The organism is Streptomyces sp. NPDC052064, assembly GCF_055585925.1.
Genome location: NZ_JBVJJE010000002.1, coordinates 357,645 through 376,272 on the forward strand (window position 1 = coordinate 357,645; position 18,628 = coordinate 376,272).

Annotated in this window: 17 protein-coding genes; 3 read left to right on the forward strand and 14 right to left on the reverse strand. The window is 73.3% G+C overall.

Features of this window, described 5'->3' with window-relative positions; genetic code table 11:
* Positions 1–27 precede the first annotated feature (27 nt).
* The gene (locus ACZ6TU_RS06260) at positions 28–864 is read left to right on the forward strand and encodes an alpha/beta fold hydrolase (RefSeq protein WP_467674634.1); all 837 of its coding nucleotides are present in this window, start codon (positions 28–30) and stop codon (positions 862–864) included.
* Positions 861–1,733: a sugar phosphate isomerase/epimerase family protein gene (locus ACZ6TU_RS06265; protein WP_469547050.1), complete on the forward strand. Its 873-nt coding sequence runs from the start codon at positions 861–863 to the stop codon at positions 1,731–1,733. Before ACZ6TU_RS06260 ends, ACZ6TU_RS06265 begins: the two co-directional genes overlap by 4 nt.
* Positions 1,734–1,782: 49 nt before the next feature.
* Here ACZ6TU_RS06265 and ACZ6TU_RS06270 read toward each other — a convergent pair whose 3' ends face one another.
* On the reverse strand, positions 1,783–3,144 hold the full coding sequence (locus ACZ6TU_RS06270) for a lipase family protein (RefSeq protein WP_469547052.1): 1,362 nt from the start codon (positions 3,142–3,144) through the stop codon (positions 1,783–1,785).
* A 363-nt stretch (positions 3,145–3,507) separates the two neighbouring features.
* Between ACZ6TU_RS06270 and ACZ6TU_RS06275 the strand changes: the two genes are divergently transcribed.
* A complete protein-coding gene (locus ACZ6TU_RS06275; RefSeq protein WP_469547371.1) occupies positions 3,508–4,668 on the forward strand; it encodes a hypothetical protein in 1,161 nt (386 codons plus the stop codon).
* A 30-nt stretch (positions 4,669–4,698) separates the two neighbouring features.
* On the opposite strand, the gene ACZ6TU_RS06280 is transcribed toward ACZ6TU_RS06275, so the two are convergent.
* From ACZ6TU_RS06280 to ACZ6TU_RS06340, 13 genes are all read right to left on the reverse strand, one after another.
* Positions 4,699–6,186, reverse strand: a complete 1,488-nt coding sequence (locus tag ACZ6TU_RS06280; RefSeq protein ID WP_469547056.1) for a zinc ribbon domain-containing protein — start codon at positions 6,184–6,186, stop codon at positions 4,699–4,701.
* 4 nt (positions 6,187–6,190) lie between these two features.
* On the reverse strand, positions 6,191–6,754 hold the full coding sequence (locus ACZ6TU_RS06285; RefSeq protein ID WP_469547057.1) for a phage tail protein: 564 nt from the start codon (positions 6,752–6,754) through the stop codon (positions 6,191–6,193).
* Positions 6,751–8,712: a putative baseplate assembly protein gene (locus ACZ6TU_RS06290; RefSeq protein WP_467674624.1), complete on the reverse strand. Its 1,962-nt coding sequence runs from the start codon at positions 8,710–8,712 to the stop codon at positions 6,751–6,753. The genes ACZ6TU_RS06285 and ACZ6TU_RS06290 overlap by 4 nt, the downstream gene beginning before the upstream one ends.
* Positions 8,712–9,134, reverse strand: coding sequence for a GPW/gp25 family protein (locus ACZ6TU_RS06295; RefSeq protein ID WP_467674623.1), 423 nt, complete (start codon positions 9,132–9,134; stop codon positions 8,712–8,714). The genes ACZ6TU_RS06290 and ACZ6TU_RS06295 overlap by 1 nt, the downstream gene beginning before the upstream one ends.
* Complete coding sequence (locus ACZ6TU_RS06300; protein ID WP_467674621.1) at positions 9,134–9,451, reverse strand: PAAR domain-containing protein; 318 nt, start codon at positions 9,449–9,451, stop codon at positions 9,134–9,136. Before ACZ6TU_RS06300 ends, ACZ6TU_RS06295 begins: the two co-directional genes overlap by 1 nt.
* 33 nt (positions 9,452–9,484) lie before the next feature.
* Entirely contained in the window at positions 9,485–11,308 is a 1,824-nt protein-coding gene (locus ACZ6TU_RS06305; RefSeq protein ID WP_467674620.1) for a VgrG-related protein, read from the reverse strand.
* Positions 11,305–12,027: a CIS tube protein gene (locus ACZ6TU_RS06310; protein WP_467674618.1), complete on the reverse strand. Its 723-nt coding sequence runs from the start codon at positions 12,025–12,027 to the stop codon at positions 11,305–11,307. Before ACZ6TU_RS06310 ends, ACZ6TU_RS06305 begins: the two co-directional genes overlap by 4 nt.
* Before the next feature lie 64 nt (positions 12,028–12,091).
* On the reverse strand, positions 12,092–12,517 hold the full coding sequence (locus ACZ6TU_RS06315; protein ID WP_467674617.1) for a phage tail protein: 426 nt from the start codon (positions 12,515–12,517) through the stop codon (positions 12,092–12,094).
* 92 nt (positions 12,518–12,609) lie between these two features.
* Positions 12,610–15,735, reverse strand: coding sequence for a hypothetical protein (locus tag ACZ6TU_RS06320; protein ID WP_469547064.1), 3,126 nt, complete (start codon positions 15,733–15,735; stop codon positions 12,610–12,612).
* A gap of 4 nt (positions 15,736–15,739) precedes the next feature.
* Positions 15,740–15,898 (reverse strand): DUF6760 family protein, encoded by a 159-nt coding sequence (locus ACZ6TU_RS06325; RefSeq protein WP_166681600.1) that lies wholly within the window; start codon positions 15,896–15,898, stop codon positions 15,740–15,742.
* Complete coding sequence (locus tag ACZ6TU_RS06330; protein WP_469547067.1) at positions 15,895–16,389, reverse strand: hypothetical protein; 495 nt, start codon at positions 16,387–16,389, stop codon at positions 15,895–15,897. Before ACZ6TU_RS06330 ends, ACZ6TU_RS06325 begins: the two co-directional genes overlap by 4 nt.
* Positions 16,386–16,826, reverse strand: coding sequence for a phage tail protein (locus ACZ6TU_RS06335; RefSeq protein ID WP_086853787.1), 441 nt, complete (start codon positions 16,824–16,826; stop codon positions 16,386–16,388). Before ACZ6TU_RS06335 ends, ACZ6TU_RS06330 begins: the two co-directional genes overlap by 4 nt.
* 35 nt (positions 16,827–16,861) lie before the next feature.
* Entirely contained in the window at positions 16,862–18,421 is a 1,560-nt protein-coding gene (locus ACZ6TU_RS06340) for a phage tail sheath family protein (RefSeq protein ID WP_467674610.1), read from the reverse strand.
* Positions 18,422–18,628: the final 207 nt, after the last annotated feature.

Here is an 18,628-nt window from a genome sequence, read left to right on the forward strand (position 1 = left end):
ACACACCATCCACGTCGAAGGAGAGCCATGGGCAACATGACCACCAGCGACGGCGTCACGATCCACTACGAGGAACGGGGCTCCGGTCCCCCTCTCCTCCTTCTCCACGGCTGGGGCTTCAGCGGCCGCTTCTTCACCCGCAACGTGGACGCCCTCGCCGAACACGCCCGCGTCATCACCGTCGATCTGCGCGGTCACGGCGACTCCGGCAAACCCCGCCACGGCTACCGGGTGTCGAGGCTGGCCAAGGACCTGTTCGAGCTCCTCGAGGAACTCGACCTGCGCGAGGTCACCGTCCTGGGCTGGTCACTGGGCTGCCCGGTCATCTGGAGCTATCTGGAGCTGTTCGGCAGCCACCGCCTGGCCCGCGCGGTGTACGTCGAGCAGGCACCCCGCCAGTACTACGCACCGGACTGGAAGCACGCACACGCCACCTGTTACGACGAGCCCTCCCTGGCCGCCCTGCAGACGCAGCTCACCTGCGATCCCCCGGCCTTCGACGAGGACCAGATCGACACCATCTTCGCGAGCGAACCCACTCCGCAGGAGCGGGAGTTGCTGCTGGCCGAGATGGCCAAGTCACCCCCGTACGCACGCAACGCGCTGATGGCCGACCACACCCGCCACGACTGGCGCGACCTGCTGCCCACGATCCGGCTGCCCAGCCTGGTCCTAGTGGCCCGTCAGGACCAGGTCTTCCCCTGGCAGGGCCCCGCCTGGGTCGGCGAGGCGCTCCCGGACGCCCGGACCGTCTTCTTCGAGCACAGCGGCCACGCGCCGTTCTTCGACGAGCCGGAGAGGTTCCAGCGGACGGTCACCGGCTTCCTGACCGACAGCAGGAACGACACGGAAGTACTCGTATGAACAGCCCCACGCCCCCGTTCCCGTTCCCGTTCCCCTACGGCGTCAACCAGTTCACCACCATGCCCTGGTCCTTCGAGGAGGACCTGGCGCACTACTCCCGACTCGGCGTCGAAGCGATGGAGCTGTGCGAGACCAAGCTCCACGACGACCACGACCGTGCCAAGACACAACTCGCCTCGGTCGCCGAGACGGGACTGCCGATCAGCTCGGTCCAGCCCCTCGTACGGACCGTGTTCCCCAGCGAGACCCAGCCGGACCCCGCCGGTCGGCGTGACCGGCTGGCCCGCTTCCGCCGCAGCGTGGAGTTGATCGCACCCTTCGCCCCGGGCGCGGTCTTCGTCACCAACACCGGGCCGGCGCCCGACGGAAACCTGCACGAGGCGATCCGCCAGGTCGTCACCCACCACCGCGAACTGGCGGACATCGCCGCCGACCACGGCGTACGGATCGCGCTGGAACCCCTCAATCCCGTCCTGCTCAACGCGGAGACCGCCATCTGGACCTACCGGCAGGCGCTCGACATCGTCCAGGAGGTCGACCGCGAGAACGTGGGCGTCTGCCTCGACCTGTGGAACCTGTGGCAGGACCCGGACCTCGTCACCGGCCTCGGCGACGCTCCCGACCGCCTGTTCCTGCTCCAGGCCAGCGACTGGCGCACACCCCGCTCGCGGATGGACCGGCGCGCGGTCGGCACCGGCGACATCCCGGTCGGCCCACTGCTGCACGCCGCGCACGACACCGGCTACCGCGGCCCCTGCGTCCTGGAGATCTTCTCCGACGACGTGCCGGACTCGCTCTACGAGACGGACCTGGACGATCTTCTGCGCGCCAACCGGACGGCCCTCGAGTCGGCCTGGCGGACGGGCTGAGCGCGGGCGGGAGCGCCCGCCACGGCGGGCGGGCCGCCGGATGACGCCATCAGGGCTGGAAGGGCATCGTCCAGCAGTTGGACCCGGTCGGTTCGCCCTCCAGACGGTCGGTGAGCCAGGAGATCGCCGCTCCCTGGTCGGTGAGGAGGGGGGCGAGGTGGTTGGTGAGGATCCTGTCGCCGAGGTTGGGCAGTTCGACGGCTTCGTAGGTGACGTTGCCGCCCTTGCGGCACCAGTCCACGGCCAACTGACGGGCCTGGCCGTGCGGAACGATGTCGTCGTTGATGCCGGTGGCCACACGGACCGGACCGGCCGGCTTGAGCGTCCCGATGCGCTGATCGTCGAGGACGGCCTGGGCGCGGGGTTCGGCGGCGATGATGTCGGCGATGGACTTGCCGCTGGTCGTCCACGCCGTGCTCCGGGTGAAGCCGTAGCCGATGACGGCCTCACCGACGCACATGGTCGACGTGTCGGCGAGAGCCTTGCGTCCGGCGTCGTTGAGGTTCGCCTCGGTGACGCTGCGCACGTCGGGGTAGGTCTGGGAGAAGCCGTTGATCGCCCAGCCCAGGGCGCTGACCAGGGCGCTTCCGTCGATCCCCTTCATGACCGCGGTCAGGTTGGCGGGCGGCGCGCCCGCGTAGGTGCCGGCCAGTTGGACGTCGGGCGCGTAGGTGGGCTGGAGTTCGGCCGCCGACGCGCTGGCGCCGCCGCCCTCGCTGTAGCCGTACAGGCCGATGCGGGAGCCCGAGGTGAGGGACGTGCCGGGGAGGGCGCGCGCCGCGCGGACGGCGTCCAGCACCGCGTGCGCCTCGTCCAGGCGGTTGACGTAGGTGTGCAGACGGTCGGTGGCGCCCAGGCCGACGTAGTCGGTGACGACGACGGCCGCTCCGGTGAGGAGGAGACGGTAGATCGCCAGGTTGTCGTAGCCGACGGACAGCGTCTCCCCGTTGACGGTGAGCGGGTGTTGCAGGGCGAACGAGGGCGCGCACTGGTCGCCCTGGCCCATGGTCCCCGAGGCCACGGCCACCAGGGGGCGGGGCCCGGCGCCCTTCCACTGCGCCGACGGCTCGATGTAGGCGCCGGTCACCGCGACGGGGTTGCCGCTCGAGTCGGTGGACTTGTACATCAGGCGGGTGGCCGTGCCGGGCAGGGGGCGGCCGTCGAGGCCGGGCAGCGAGAGTCCCAGAGGGAAGGGCTCTTGCCGGATCAAGGCGCCGTTGGCGGCGGGCAGTCGGGCGGGCGGGGTGTAGAAGGCCGGGATGGTGACTCCCCGGGACACGACAGGTTCCGTGTCGGTCCCGGTGGCGGCGCCGACGGGGGTCGCGCCGACACAGACGCAGGCCACAGCGGCGATCGCGGCGGCGGTCAGGCGGTTGGACGTGGAACGCGGACGGCTTCTGTAGCGGCTCACAGTGCACTCCTCGCGCTGCTTCGTTGCAGGGTGCGCGAAAAACTAGCACCGTTAGTTAAATCCAGTAGCGCCTCGATAAGTTACGCTTCGGTAAAGACTTGCCGGAGTGGGTGCGCATGGTGAAGCGGGTCGGGCCCAGGGTTTGTGCCGGGCCGCGCGGTGACGGGCAAGGTGTGCTGCCCCCACCGTGCCCTTCCGTCCCTGGGGCCGGCGGCCCCGCCCGCCTAACGTGGCTCCATGCGTAGCCATGAGATCCCCGGGCAGGCACACAGCGCGCCGCCCGCGTCCTCTGTACGGAACAGCCGTGGCCCTCGCACGCTCGCGGCACTGCAAAGCACCGCGGGCAATACGGCCGTGGCGCAGATGATCACGGTGTCCCGGATGATGACCGAGGGCGAGTTCAAGCAGAGCACGGCGGCGTCCGGACTGCGTGGCCGTTCCGAGATCACCAGGGTGGACAAGGCGCTCAGGGCGTTCTACGCCCTGCCGGACGCCAGACAGGGCGCCCGGCTGCTCGCCCTCAAGGACATCGTCAGGGCGTGCAGCGACTACGCCACCCACAAGGCCGAGGGCGGTTCGCGCGTCAGGGGCACCGAGCAACTCGGCCAGCAGGCCCAAGCGGCACAGGGGCAGCTGGACCCCGAGGCGGTTTTCCGGGACCTGCTGACCGAACTCGACCGCATGATGAGCGAGGGGACGAACCCGGACCTCGACATCCGGGGTCCGGCCGGTGAGGCCCAGAAGGCGGCCCAGGCCATCCCCGCGGATCGGTTCCACGCGATGATGGGCGAGTTCGTCCAGAAGCTGGGGGCGCTCCGCGAGGACCGGGTACTGCCTGAGGAGACACGCGTCATCATCGGGGAACTGATGGCCGTGGTGCCCCTCGTGACGGTGATGCAGTACCCGCGGGGCGGCATGCCGGGCATGAAGCTCGACCCGGCCACCGACGGCGGCGGCCCTGCGTACACGTTCAACGTCGACACCCAGACCAGGGGTGGCACCTCCTTCCTGCTGGGGCACATCGCCCACGAGCTGACCCATGTCGCGGCCCATCAGGCGTTCGGCAGCAGCCCGGTGATGGAGCTGGTGCAGTCCGGGGCGACCGATGAGGAGGTCGCGGCGCTGGCGACGGAGCGCAAGCGGGCGCTCAGTGATCTGAAGGCGGCCTTGGCCGGAAACCCCGAGTTCGACGAATTCCAGCAAGCGATGCTGGAGGAAAAGCTGGGCTATGGCGCTCAGCCGCACAAGCTGGAGCGGTACGCGGAGTCCTACGAGAAGGCGGGCAAGATCACCGCCGCGCAGAAGGAGCGCCTGATCGGCTGGGGCAGGGCGGCCGGAGACGCGTCCGGCACCCTGGTCGAGTACGACACCGTGCTCAACCAGATGCTGATCTATCTGCACATGTGGCAGACCAGCCCGGACAACCTCTTCTATCTGCGGCTGCGGGAGGCGGCACAGGGAGCGTACGACCGCCGGAGCCAGGCCCGCCGGACCACGGGGCAGCCGACGGATCAGTCGTCGTAGAACCCTTCGCACCCGGCACGTGCCGCCGGGTCAGCTTCGCTGGAAGAACTCCACCTCCGCCAGGGCGAGGTGCCGGCCCGGAGCCAGGCCGACGGGCGAGCGCAGGACCAGGCGTACCGTCTTCGCGTCGCTGATCCCGGTGGGAATCGTCTGCGGGCCCGGTTTGTCACTGAGGGTGATCTCCTTGTGCTGCTGCTTGCCGTCCTGCGTCGTCACCTCCAGGTCCAGCTGGAGCGCGCGGGCCTGGCGGGCGTAGTCCTCCGGAGACACGGACGCGCCGTTGGTGATGATCAGGTCGACCAGCCGGAACGGCTTGCGGAAGGTGTAGGTCACCGAAGCACCCGACGCGGGCGCACCCCAGTAGCGGTTGTTCAGCCCGTCCGTGGTGTTCGTCGCCGGGTGCCGGGGAACCTCGGCGCTCGCCTCGATGTTCACCGGGGTCACGGGTTTCGGCTTGCCCAGCTTGTCCCGGGTGTCCTCGACCAGGGCGCGTCCGGCCGGCAGCAGCAGGAGACCGCCCGCGCACAGAGCCACCACCACGGCCAGGATCACCAGGAGCCGGACCGCTCGGCCCGAGCCCGCCCGCACCCGACGGCGCAGCGGCCACACGGTCCGCCACCACGGCAGCGGGGCGGGCTTCGTGGTGGAGTTCAGCTCGGTCGCGCAGCGCCGGCAGAACCGGCGGCCCGGCGGGTTGGGTGTGCCACAGGCGGGGCAGGGCGTCCCCGCCCCTTCGTCCGGCTCCGCCACGGGTCGAACGACGGGGCGTGGGGCGACCGGCTTCGCGGGGCGTACGGGCTGTATCGGGTCGGGAGCCGACGCCTCGGGGGTGGGGGCGGCGGGGGTTCGAGGACCTGTGATGTCGCGGGTGGCCGGGGTGTGGGCGGGTGGTGTGGCCGGCGGTCGCGGTGGCTGTGCCCCGGATCCGGACGCGACGGGTCCGGACGCGGCGGGTCCGGACCCGGGAGGCCTGGGGGACGACGCGGACACGGGGGTCGCAGTGGGGGGAGCGTCAGCGGTGCGGGTGCCCTCGCCGCCGCGGGGCGTCCCGTCGGTGCGGGAGGCCTCGTCGTCGCTGGTGGTGGAGCGCTGCGCAGAAGCAGCGGGCTCGGTACCGGCATCGTCGGCCCGGGACGGAGGGTTCGTACGCGCGTCCGGGCCGGCAGCGGCCCCGGCGCCCTCGTCGTCGCCGGGGCGTGAGCCGGCGGCGTTCGTCGCGCTCGCCGCCCTCGCCTCGCTGCGGTTACGGCCCGTCAGCCGGCTGCGCGACGACGAGGTGCGGCCAGGCGCGGCGGACTCGGGCTCGTCCGCCGGGGGTGGTGCGGACGCCGGGGTGGCGTCGGGCGGGGGGAGGTCCGGCGGGGTGGAGTCCGGTGGGGTGGGGTCCGGTGCTTCCGGGGGCTGCGCGGGCGTGCTCCGGGACGGCCCGGTGTCCGACCAGCCCAGGTACGCACCGCAGTTGCCACAGAAGTCGTCCGTGGAGCCGTTGGACGCCCCGCACGAGGGACACGCGCGCATGGCGTCACCTCCCTTCGTCGGCGGGTGGGCCGGGCAGGACCTCCACCCGGCAGATGGTGTGCACCGGGCACATGGCCCGGACGATCTCGCGGACCCGGTCCGGGTCCACCCGTGCCGCGCGGCCCGGCCACACCCGGACCAGGGGCTCGCCGGAGGGCTCCGGCGGCAGGTCGGCACCGGCGGTGCTCGACCACGCCGCGCCGCCGTCCCCGGTCACCTCGGCGTGCACGCCGAGCGCGAGCCGCAGGCCCTCGACCAGGCCCCGCCTGGTGCCGCGCCACCGGTGCAGTTCCACCGCGCGGACGACCGCCTCGCGGCGCTGCTCCTCGGGCCACTGCGGGTCGTCGGCGGCGCCCACCCACGACGCCAGCCAGGCCAGGAAGTCGGGCGGCGTCACCCGTGGGTCGAGGTAGGCGGGCAGGTTGTCGAGGGTCGCGAACACCGGGGCGAGGACGGTGTCGAGACCGGCGGTGAACCGCTGCGCGAAGTCGTCGTCGGTGTACAGGGCCGGCAGTTGCCCGCCGATCGGGTACCTGCTCGGCAGGCCGGGTACGGCGGCGCGGCTCATCCTCCTACCCCCGGCTCGGCAGCCGTGACGACGACCTGGTGCTGGTAGGAGAAGACCAGCGCGCCCGCGGCCACGTCGACGCGGTCCGTCGGCGCGCCGCGCCGACCGGTGATCGGGTCGGCGGGGAAGAGGCGGATCTCCTCCACGAGCGCGCTGCCGGTGGCGCGTTGGAGTACGCCGAAGACGTCGCCGTACTGGACCGGTCGCCCAAAGGGCCAGCCCGTGCCGTCCGGGCCGCCGACCAGCGGGTTGAGGTGCCGGAACAGCGCGGCGAGCGCGGCGTCCCGTACCCGGTCGGTGTCGCCCGGCGCCGCCGCGAGCCGTGCCACCACGGTGACGCCCTGGTAGACCGGCGGCTCCACCACGAGGCGGGTGCCGATCAGGCGCCGCTCGTCGAGGCTGTTGGTGATCGCTTCCAGCACCTGGTCGGAGGGGATCAGCTGCTCGAAGCGGAGCCGGTCGTCGCCCTCGTCGGACACCGCGTCCGGCACCACCAGGACCCGCACCGCGCCCGCACCGTCCGCGGCGGGCAGACACCGGACCCGGCGCACCGAGGGCGCCGCCTGGCGGCTGATGATCTCGTAGTCCTCGGCGGTCACCGCGCGCTCCTGCATCCGCAGTGCGTCCGGCGCCCGCAACTTGGCGTTCTCGACGGTCTCTCCGGCGACACCTCCGCGCGCCGCCTCCCGGTTGGTGACCCGGGCGACGTACGGAACGGAGCTGCGCAGCACGGAGATCGCGCCGCGGGCGACGTTGCCGGCCGGGCCGCCACCGGTGCGGTAGCGGGCCACCCGCACCTGGGCGCCCTTGGGCGGCACGGCGCCGCACTGCCGCATCGTGCCGTCCGGCTCGCGCAGCGCCGGGGGGAAACCGAACTCGCCGGTGGTGGCGTCCACGCGGACGTGCCGGTCGGCCGGCCCGGAGCGGCCGAAGTGCTCCACCACCTCCCAGCGCTGCCATCCCTCGGCCGAGGACACCTCCACCACGGGGGGCTCGCCATCGAGGAGGACGGGCGGGCGGCCGAGCCGGAACGTCTGTCCCGCGACCCCCTCCGAGGTGCCGAGCGGTACGTCGGTCACGGTCTCGGCGTGCTCGACGGACATGGTGCCGCCCACGGTGAACACCGCCGCCTCGCGTACCGTCGGGGACTCCGAGTAGAACGGCTGGCCCGGCTCCGCCTCGGTGACGCGGCAGCGCAGCCAGCCGGCCCGGGTCCCGCCGATCACCGACGCCGTGTGCCCGGCCGGTACGTACACGATGACCTCGCCCGGCCGGTTCAGCCCGCCGGTGGTGTCCGTGCCGGTCTCGCACATCCGCCAGCCGCCGCCGTCCCACGCCTCCCACACGAGCGGGGGCTGGCGCGGGTCCACGCCGACGCCCTCCACGCGGCTGTCCAGGCGCACCGCGACGACGCAGCGCGGCACCGCCGTCGGCAGGCCGAACAGCAGCGCGTCACCCGGCTCCGGTGCCGCCTGGAAGCAGGGTATGTCGCGGCCTTCGGCGAGCGTCCCGGTCCGGTCGGTCTGGTCACCGGTCCGGTACGCGGACACCAGGCGCGTCAACTCGCTGGGCACGATGCGCAGTTCGTCGGTGGTCGTGAACACCACGGCCTCGTCGGTCTCACCGCGCGCGGTGGTCACCTCGGTGCCCGCGGGCAGCACCACCGTGTCGGGCTGCGGCGCCGACAGCCAGAAGTCGACCTCGGCCACGGCCGCGGCCGGCGGGAACAGGCGGATGCCCAACAGGTCGAGGAACGCGGTGTAGTTCTTGTCCGGGACCCGGTTCAGCCGGTACAGCAACTGGTCGACGAGGTAGGCGAACGTCTCGATCAGGGTGACACCCGGGTCGGAGACGTTGTGGTCGGTCCACTCCGGGGCGCGCTGCTGCACGTACCGTTTCGCCTCGTCGACGAGTTGCTGGAACCGCCGGTCGTCCAGGTTCGGGGAGGGCAGGGCCATCAGTCGGCGACCATTTCCTCGGCCCCCTCCTCGGAGGGGATCGTGTAGAAGGGGAAGACCAGGTTGCGCCGGTCGTTGGTGGAACGCACGGTGTAGTGCACGTCGATGTAGAGCGTGCCGTCCTCGATGGAGTCGAAGGCGACCACCACGTCGTCCACCGCGATGCGCGGCTCCCACCGCTCGAGGGCCTCGCGCACCTGCTGCGCGATGCGTCCCGCGGTGGCGCCGTCGCCGGGGGCGAAGACGTAGTCGTGGATGCCGCAGCCGAACTCGGGGCGCATGGGGCGTTCGCCGGGCGCGGTGCCGAGCACGAGGCGGATCGCCTCCTCGATCTCCCGGTCCTTCTCGACCATGGCGATGCCGCCGGTGGGCCCGACCCGCAGCGGGAAGGCCCAGCCGCGCCCGATGAACCGTTCGCTCATCACACGCCCCCGATCAGGACGTTCGGGGCGCCGGTCAGGACCATCGCGCCGCACGCGGTCTGGTCGCGTGCCCGCGCGGCCGGCAACCCGCCGATGAGGACCGTGCCCGCGGCGGCCGCGGCCGGGTTGGGCAGGATCACGTTGGCCGGCCCCGTGGCCGCGTGCGGTGGCATCGGGCAGACGTGCAGGCTGCCCACGACGGCGGCGGGGCGGCCGCCGATCAGCACGGTCGCCACTGCCCGGGCGGCGGCGGGCGGCGGGGTGGCGATCCGGCCACCGTGGTTGGTGGGGTCACCGGTACGGGCTGCGGCCGGCATGCGGCGCTCCTTACGGCAGTTAGGGGACAGGGGTCAGTTGATCCGGATGAGCTTGGCCTTGAGGACGCCCAGCAGACCGCCGTCGACGGTGACGTCCGAGCTGCCGGTGACGCTCACCGAACGGCCGCCGATCTTCACCCCGACCCTGCCCTGGATGTCCACGTTGCGGCCCGACACGCTCACGTCGCCCCGTCCCGCGTCCAGGGTGATGCCCTGCTTGTCGAGCAGGACGGAGGTGAGGGGTTGCCGGCCCCTGGCGTACACCGTCAGCTCGATCCGGTCCCGCCGGTCGTCCAGGAACACTTCGAGGCGCTCGTCACCGGTCGTCAGCCGCACCCCGGAGCGCCCCGGAGCCCTCGCGTCGAGCAGCTCCACCCGGTGCCCCGAACGCGACACGATGGAGCGGCGGTTGACCTTCCCGGTCGTCTGGTCGATCAGCGGGACGTCGTGGGGGGACGGCTTGTCGACGCCGTTGTAGAGCCCTCCGATGACGTACGGGCTGTCCAGCAGGCCCTGTTCGAAGCCCACCAGGACCTCGTCGTTGACCTCGGGGCTCACCACGCCTCCGCCGCCCTTGCCACCCCACTGCACGGTACGCACCCAGTCGGTGGTGTACGTGTCGTCCAGCCAGGGGAACTTCAGCTTCACCGCGCCGCTCTCGGCGCCGCCCGGCTCGCGCACGTCCGTCACCACGCCGATCGCCAGCCCCGGCATGCGCGGTCCACGGCTCGGCGCGTTGGCGCCCGTCACCAGACCCGTCAGGGAGCGGTCCGGGCTGGCGCTGACCCACACCGTCGTCCGGTACCCGCCGTGCGGCTCCAGGACGTGCTGCACCGCCGTCGCCGTGTACTTGCCCGAGAACGCCTGCCCGACGTTGCCGAGCGCCACCGGCTTGCCCGCCCGCAGCCGGGGGTTTCCCTCGGCGACCGCTTCCAGCTCCCCGAAACCCGCGCTGACTTCAGCGGCCAGGGCGTCGGCGACCGCCGTCGTCTCGGCCTGGGTGCGGTACGGGGTGTCGGTGACCGTCAACTTGGCCGACTTGCCGAACCGGGCGGCGAACGCCGGGCTCAGGCCCGGTACCACCGTGTCACTGGTCACCGACGGCTGCCGGGCCACCAGCGGCCGCTTCGTGGTGACGTCCCAGCCGCGCACCTCCACCTGGGACGCGCCGTCCGCGGCCGACAGCGAGGCCCGCAGCGCCAGCAGGTTCCGCCCGTACTCCAGCACCATCGGGTTCCGGGTGGCCGGGGTCGACGGCGCGGGCGCCCCGGACGCCTTCCGCGGCCGGGTGAACTGGAGCAGCCCCTTGTCGTCGACGCGCACCTGGGCGCCGCTCTCGGCCGCCAGGTACTGCAGGAAGTCCCAGTCGGACACGTTCGGCTGCGAGAGCTGCTGGTAGGTGACCGGCGCGGCCTCCACGGTCCCGCAGGCCAGCCCGGCCCCGGCGGCGACCTTGCGGACGATCGCCGCCGCCGTCATGTTCCGGTACGCCACGACCTTCCGGCCCCGCTGGAGGCGGTGCGCCTTGGAGTAGGCGCGCACCACGGTGAACGAGCCCGTGCGGTCCCGGTCCACCTCAAGGGCCGTCACCTCACCGTCGAACAGCCGCTCGCGGGCCTGCCCGGACACGGTCACCACCGACACCCGAAGCGGGGTGCCGATGGTGATGCCGGCCGCCCTGAGGAACTCGTGGTCGGGGTCGCGGAAGGTCAGCTGTGCCGCGTCCGGCAGGCCCACGTTCTCGTCCACCACGCAGCTCACCAGCTGGGCGGCCCAGACCGGCGGAAGTTCGGCCGGCGTCTCGATGACCGGGTCCGCCGCGAACGACCGGCCGCCCCGTGCCTCGGGTGTGGTCACCGTTCCTCCTCACCGCCCGCGTCCCGCAGCCCCGGCACCACCAGTTCGGTGCCGGGCACGAGCGCCATCGGGTCGTCGATTCCGTTCGCCTCCGCGATGACCCGCCAGGCCGTCGCGTCGCCGTACTCCCGCCAGGCCAGCAGGGCCAGGCTGTCGCCCGCCACCACGGTGTGCGTGCTGCGCGCGGTGCGTGCCCCGGACGTCGGGTTCTGGCCCGGCGGGTCGACGCTCGCCTCCTCGATCGACAGCGCGCAGGTGGCCCGCAGTGGCTTGCCGTCCACGTCGAACAGCGTGTACGTCACCGACAGGCTGGAGAGCACCCCGTCGAACGAGGTCGTCCGCGCGGTGCCCCACTCGAACCGCACCCAGGGACTGGCCGGCTTCTTGCGGCCCAGGCTGGCCGGGGTCGGCACGCACGCCTTCATCAGCTTCTCCACCGCCTGCTCCACGGAGTTGTCGTGGGTGGCGGTGGCGTCCAGGAACACCTCGAGGCTCAGCTCGCGCGGGCCGCTGCCGACGAACTCGGGCAGCGCCGACTGCCCCGCCATCCGGGACGGCGAGCGCCGCCACTCGGTGGACTTGCTCAGCTGAAGGGTGGAGGGGTTGAACTGCAGGTCGAGCCGGGCGATCGTCCCGCCGGGCTTCGCGCCGACCGAAGCGGGGGGCTCCTTCAGGGTCAGCTGGGCCCTGGCCCGGCTGGAGCGGACCGCTGGGGACATGCCGGGACTTCCTTTCGGGGGCGGATACGTGGGTGGAAAGCGAGGGTGGAGAGCCGAGGCTGTGTCAGGACGGGCGCAGGCCCTCGTGGGCGATCTCCAGGGTCTCCACCGCCGGCTCCGAGCTGGAGGGGTCGAAGGACGGCCCCTGCCAGCGCACCGGGACGATCCCGAACACCTGCCAGCCGATGATCCGGGTCAGGTCCGGTTTCAGCGCCACGATCTCGCCGTCCTTGGGCTCCACCCGCTTCAGCGTCTCGTCGAGCCAGCGGCCGATCTTCGCCGTGTCCGCGGTGACCGGCCGGGTCAGCGTGATGTTCGACCAGCTCACGCGCCCGGGCAGCTGCCAGGTGAAGCCGTTGTTGCCGCCCTCGGCGTAGCTCTCCATCTCGACCTCGGCGCCCATGCCGGAGCAGGTGTGGAAGGCGCCCAGGTCGTTGCCGCCGATCGCGAGCCGGAAGAACACGCTCGTCGCGAAGATGCTGTCCGTCATTCGTCCGTCATCCGTTCCGTGGCCTCATGCGTTCCATGGCCTCATCCGTTCCGTGGCCTCATCCGTTCCGTGGCCCCATCCGTTCCGTGGCCTCAGCGGCGTCCGTCGTGGGGGCGGCCCGTGCGTTCCCGGCCGCGCCGCAGTTCGGCGCGCAGCAGCCGGGCCACCGGGTCGAGCAGACGCCGCGCCAGGTCGTCCAGGTCGAGGCCGGGATCCTGCGGTGGCGCCGCGCGCTGGGAGGGGCTCTTGCCGGAGACGGACGACGTGGCGGACGCGGAGGCCGGCCGCGGTCGGCCGCGCGTCGGTACCGCCTTGGCCGGTGCGCCCTTGGGTACGGCGCCACCGGCGCGGGAGACGTCGCGCTGGACCGGGGTGGCCCGCCGGACAACAGGGACAGGCCCCACCGGTGCCGGTGGGGGTGCCGACGCGGCCGGCGGGCGGTCCGTGAGCGGCGGCCCCTGCGGGGCGGTCACCGGCAGGGAACTCGCCGGTGCGGCGGCGGCCTGGGCGAGCGCCCCGGGCCCGGGTGTCTCCCGGTGGGGCGGCGCGGGCCGGACGACCGGGACGCGTTGAACGGAGTTCACGGAGCCGGTGCTTCCCTCGCCCGAGTCCATCGGCCCGGGGCGGACGGTCGCGGCCCGCTGGATCCGCGGCGTCGCCGGGGCGGCCGCGGACCTGCCCGGCGTCGGCCGCACGGGCGCCACGGCGGGCGGCACGGAGCTGCCCTGGAGGGCGGCCGGTGCGCCGGAGTGGGAGGCGGCCGGCTGTGCCGGGGCGGTCCGGGCGGCAGCCGGTGTGCCGGGCCAGCGCGCCGCCACCACGGGACGGTCGCCGGAGCGGGGCCCGGCGGGCGGTGCCACCCCTTCCGGGGCCCGGGTGTTCAGGGTGAGCGGGCGCGCTGCGAGCAGCGAGAGGGTGCGGGGCGCCGCTGGGGCGGAGCGCACTGCGGAGTGGGTCACAGTGAGAGGGTGCGGGCCGGCCGCGCCGGGGGTCCGGGCGTCCGAGGCGCCTGACGTGGCTTCGGTCACGGCCCGGACGACGACGACCGGGCCCGCGGCGGCCGTGCCTGAGCGCTCCGCTGCTGGTGCCGCCACGGGTCGTCGGGCCTCTGCGGCGCCGTCGTGGCTGGTCGCGCCCCGTGGCGGAGCCGCATAGGTACGCAGTCCCGCGCCCCTTTGGGGCGCTGCCGGACCGGAGCTGACTTCGTCACGGCCACTCAGGGGCCGCTGCCCGCCGGAGCCCGGCCCGCCGGACGCCGTGCCGGGTCGTCGCGCGTCTCCTGCGGCGCCTGCCGGTGCCTGGCCCTGGGACGCGGTGACCGTGGACGGCGTCACCAGCGGCGTGGCGGGCCCGCTTCCATGATGCGCGGGGCCGGGCTCCGTGGTGCTCCCGCCGGAAGGCTCGGCTGCGAGACGGCGCTGCACGTCACCAGCCCCCAGCAGCGGCGCGTCCGCCCCGCTTCCTCCCGTCGCGGGGGACACGGACTCGGTGGTCGTCCGTTCGCGATCCGTCGTGGGCGGCACCGGAGCGACTCCGGGTCCCCGGTCCTGTCGTACCGCGGCGCGCTGGACATCCGGGCCGGACGCCGTGGAGCCCGGCAGGTCGGCGCTCGGCGGCAGCGCGGACAGCGGTGCGCCCAGGCCGCCGCGCGCGCGTGCCCCGGTGCGGGCGGGGGGCCGGTGCGGGGTGTCGGCCGGTGCGGCGGGGCCGTCCGAGGTGCCGTGAGCCGTTCCCTTCGCCCTGTCGTCGTACGGGCCCGGGGTGCCGGCCGTGCCTTCCGCGCGGCGCTGGAGGACGGGAAGCGCCGGACCGGACGCGGCGGCGGCACCCGGCACGGGGACGGTATCCGTCAACGGGGCTGCCGTAGAGGGCAGTTCACTTAGCGGGGCACCGAGGGGCGCGCGGGTGGCCGCGCCCTGTGCGGGGGCGGCCGAGCGCGCAATCGTCCCGGCCGGTGCGGGGGCGCCGGGTGCGTCAGGGACCGTGCCGTTGCCGGGAGCCGGAGTGGTGGCGGGGCGCAGTGCGGGGACGCGGCGCACGGGTCCGGCCGGGCGCCGGGCGACGGTCAGGGTCGGCCCCACCCGGCGGAGCCGGACGGCCGGACGGGACACGTCGGCGCCGGAGGCACGGGATGCCTCCGGCAGGTCACGTCTCTGGGCGGACCGTGTCCCCGTCGTCCCCTCAGCGGCGCGTTGGACGGGCGGGCCGGAAGGCGTACGGCCCTCGGAGCCGGCCCTCGGCCGGGATGCGCCCCCGGAGTGGGGCTCGGGACCGCCGGATCGTGCCCGCGGGGCGTTCTCACCGGAAGCAGGCCGGACCACGGCCCCGTCGGCGGCTGCGCCCGGGACCACCGACACACGCCGTACCAGCGGAATCCCCGGAGCGGCCGGCTCGCGGCCGGTGTCGTCGGGGGCCACGACCGGCCCGGAGCCCGGCTCCACGGCCCGTTGGACGGAGGGTGACGAAGGGGAGAGCACGGCGGGGGAATCCGCGGACGCGATGCCCCGAGCCCGAGGAACCCCGCCCGAACGGCCCTGCTCCGCAGCGCTGTTGTCGCCGGGACGGGCCACCGCGGGCTCTGACCCGGAGGCCCTGTTCGCCGACCCCCCACCGCCGGAGCCGCTGCGGGAAGGCCGTGCGGCGGGGGACCCCGAGCCGGACGGGACCGAGCCGGACGAGACCGTGCCGGACGCAACCGAAGCGGCCCGCGCGGGGCCGGATGGCCGTACCCCCGGACGCGTCCGGCGCGAGACCTGCGGTGGCGGGGCATCCGACGGCCCGGCCGCACCGTTCGACGTCCCGGCGTCCGGTGTACCGTCCCGCGCCCCGTCCGCCCCCTCCGGCCGAAGCGCCCGGAGCAGCAGCGGCCCTCCGCCGGTGTGGGTGGGCTGCGGTGCGGCCGGGCGAGTGACGCCGCGCACCAGGCCGGTCGGGGCCGTGGGCAGCAGGGCGTGGCCGAGGCCGCTGTCGAACGACGGGTTCTGCCAGGCGGCGAGGCCCGCCCGGAAGGCGAGGCCGTCGCTGACGCCGAGCGGGGCACGGGAGACGGTGAGTTCCGGCGCCGCGGTGCGACGCCAACCGCCGTCCCAGTCCCCGGGCACGGCGGGTCCCGGGGCGCCGGGCGCGGCAGAACCCGAACCGGAGTCCTCCGTACGCCGCGCAGAGTCCGCGGCGAACTGTCCGGCGGCCCGGCGGCGCAGCCTGTCCCGCCATGCCATGTGCTCAACCGCCTTCGTTCACGCGGGTGTTGATGCGGGCGATCTCGGCCACCCACTGTCGGCGTTCGCCGTGGGTCAGGTCGAGGATCTCCTCGCGTGGCCAGTGGAAGTGATAGGCGATGTACGCGATCTCCTCCCGGAGCCGGGGAAGGGCGTACGTCACGATTCCCCCAGGCGCCCACCCGAGAGGTCGACCTCGAAGCCGCCCTCGCAGTGCGGGCAGGTCACCGCCGCGCGGGTGTGGCCCTCGCTGTTGACGCGGCGGTAGAAGTCCTGGAGGAAGGCGACGTCTGTGGCGTACATCCGTTCCACGACCCCGACGTGCACATCGGTGATGGTGCCGATCCGGGTGATCACCTGGCTCAGCAGCACCACGCTCAGGTACGCCGGGTTCTCCTTGACCCGCAGGTCGATCTGGGGCCGCAGCTCGTCACGAGCGGTGGCCAGGCGCATCGCCCCGTGGCGGTGCACCGTGCCCGCCTCGTCGACGTATCCGCGCGGCAGTTCGAACTCGAACTCGGTGCGCAGCCCGTGGTCCTCCCGTGGCGGCGGGACGGCGGCCGGCTGTGCCGCCGCCTGCTCGGTCGCCTGGGCGGGCGCCGTCACCTGGAGGATCTCCTCCAGGTTGCCCGCCGTCACCGTACGGCGCCTCATTCGACGATGATCTCCTCGAACACGATCGTGACGGACTCGGTGGCCGCGGACGACTCGCCCGCCTTCAGGGCCGGCCCCTCCCACTTGGAGGCCCAGCCCTGCATCAGCTGGATACGGCGGACCGTGGTGCCCTCGGAGTCCTTGATCTCGATGGTGAGGTTCTGCCGCGCGGTGTTCACGGCGCCGTTGTTCAGGGTCTCCTTGATCCAGTTGGTGAACTCGCTGCTCTGGTCGAGTCCCCGGGTGATCGTGATCTCGCCCGCCTGCCGGCCGCCGGGCTGCTTGCGGATGATCTGCTTGCCCTCCGCGCTGACCTGCTTGATCTCGACGACATCCTCTTCGACGGTCAGCCCGCTGATCTCCTGGATCGACTCGACCAGGTAGCCACCGAGCTGCACGCCGAAGACGTGGGTGGAAAGAGCATCGCCCGTTGCCATGACTGTCTGTCACCTATCCTTGCCTGACCCGCGGGTCACTCGTCGATGAGGCTGGTGCTGTCGGAGAACTGGGCCAGCCGGAACACCACGAACTCCGCGGGCTTGACCGGCGAGACGCCGATCTCGCAGACGACGCGGCCCTGGTCGATGGACTCCTGCGGGTTGTTGTCGCGGTCGCACTTCACGTAGAACGCCTCCTCGGCGGTGCGGCCGAACAGCGCGCCCCGGCGCCACTCCTCGGTGAGGAACGCCGTGACGTTGCGCCGGATGCTCGACCAGAGCCGGTCGTCGTTCGGCTCGAAGACCACCCACTGGGTGCCCAGGAGGATCGACTCCTCCAGGTAGTTGAACAGGCGGCGCACGTTCAGGTAGCGCCAGGCCGGGTCGGAGGAGAGGGTGCGGGCACCCCACACCCGGATGCCCCGGCCGGGGAAGGCCCGTACGCAGTTCACGCCGATCGGGTTCAGCAGGTCCTGCTCGCCCTTGCTGAGCCGGAGCTCCAGGTCCACCGCGCCGCGGATCACCTCGTTGGCGGGTGCCTTGTGGACACCGCGCTCGGCGTCGCTGCGCGCCCACACACCGGCGATGTGACCGCTCGGCGGGACGGTGGTGTTGTGTCCGGCGGCCGGGTCGAAGACCCGCACCCACGGGTAGTAGAGGGCGGCGTACCGGGAGTCGTAACCCGCCTCGTCGTTGCGCCAGGTGCGCACCTGCTGGGCGGTCAGCCCGGGCGGGGTGTCCAGGACGGCAACCCGGTCGCCCATCTGCTCGCAGTGCGAGATCACGGCGAGCTGCACGGTGCGCACGCCCTCGGCGTCGATGTCGCCGCGCTGGTAGGCGCTCATCAGGTCCGGCACCGCGACCATGGTGATCTCGTCGATGGTCTCCAGGCCGCCGAACCCGGTGCGGGCACCGGCGTCGCCGACGTACTCGGCCGGGTCGAGACGGGACACCTCGCCGGAGCCGGGCGTGGCGGGGGCGGCCGGGGCATCGGCCAGCGTCACGGTCTGGTTGGCGGGCCGGCTCTGGGTGGCGTCCTGCTGCTCGGTGACCTCGATCAGCTTGGAGGCGCGGGCCTGGTTGACCAGGTAACCCTTGACGTTCTTGCGGGTGGACGCCTCGTACGTCTCAGCCACTTGGTCGCCCTTGCGGACCAGGACCTTGAAGCGGTCCTCCGGCGGGTTCTCGCCGCCGGCGTCGGCGATCTCCACCGACACGCCGGAGGCGCCCGACCGGGCCGCTACCAGGAAGCCGCCCAGCTGCACCGGTTCCGCCGCCTTGGTCCCCCGCCGCCGGTCACCGCCGGCCGCCGGGGCGGAGGCGTCCTCGGCGGAGCCGCCGATCCGCACCACGTACGCGGCGCCGCCGCCGTTGGCGAAGTACCCGTAGACCGCGTGGGCCAGGTACGTGCCCTCCGTGAAGCCGCCGAACTGCCGGGTGTACTGGTCCCAGCCGGTGACCAGCGTCGGCGCGTGGAACGGGCCGGTCTCGGCGAACCCGACGAACGCGGCGACGGCGGTGCCGACCCCTTCGATCGGTCGGGCACCGGACTGCACCTCCTCCACGTACACGCCCGGGGTGAGGTACGTCGGCATGCTCGCTCCTTCGCGTCCTGCGGGTCAGTCACCTGTGTCCAGGCCGAGTCTGCGCGGCGGTTCCGACGGGGGACAGAGACCCGCGGACCTGGGCGGGGGCAGGACCGCTGCCTTCCGGAGTCCCGCGTGAACCGCCCGAGCGCCACCCGGGATTGCCCCCGCACTGCCCGCACGACTCTGGACGCCGAGTGCGTCCGGGCGGTCCAC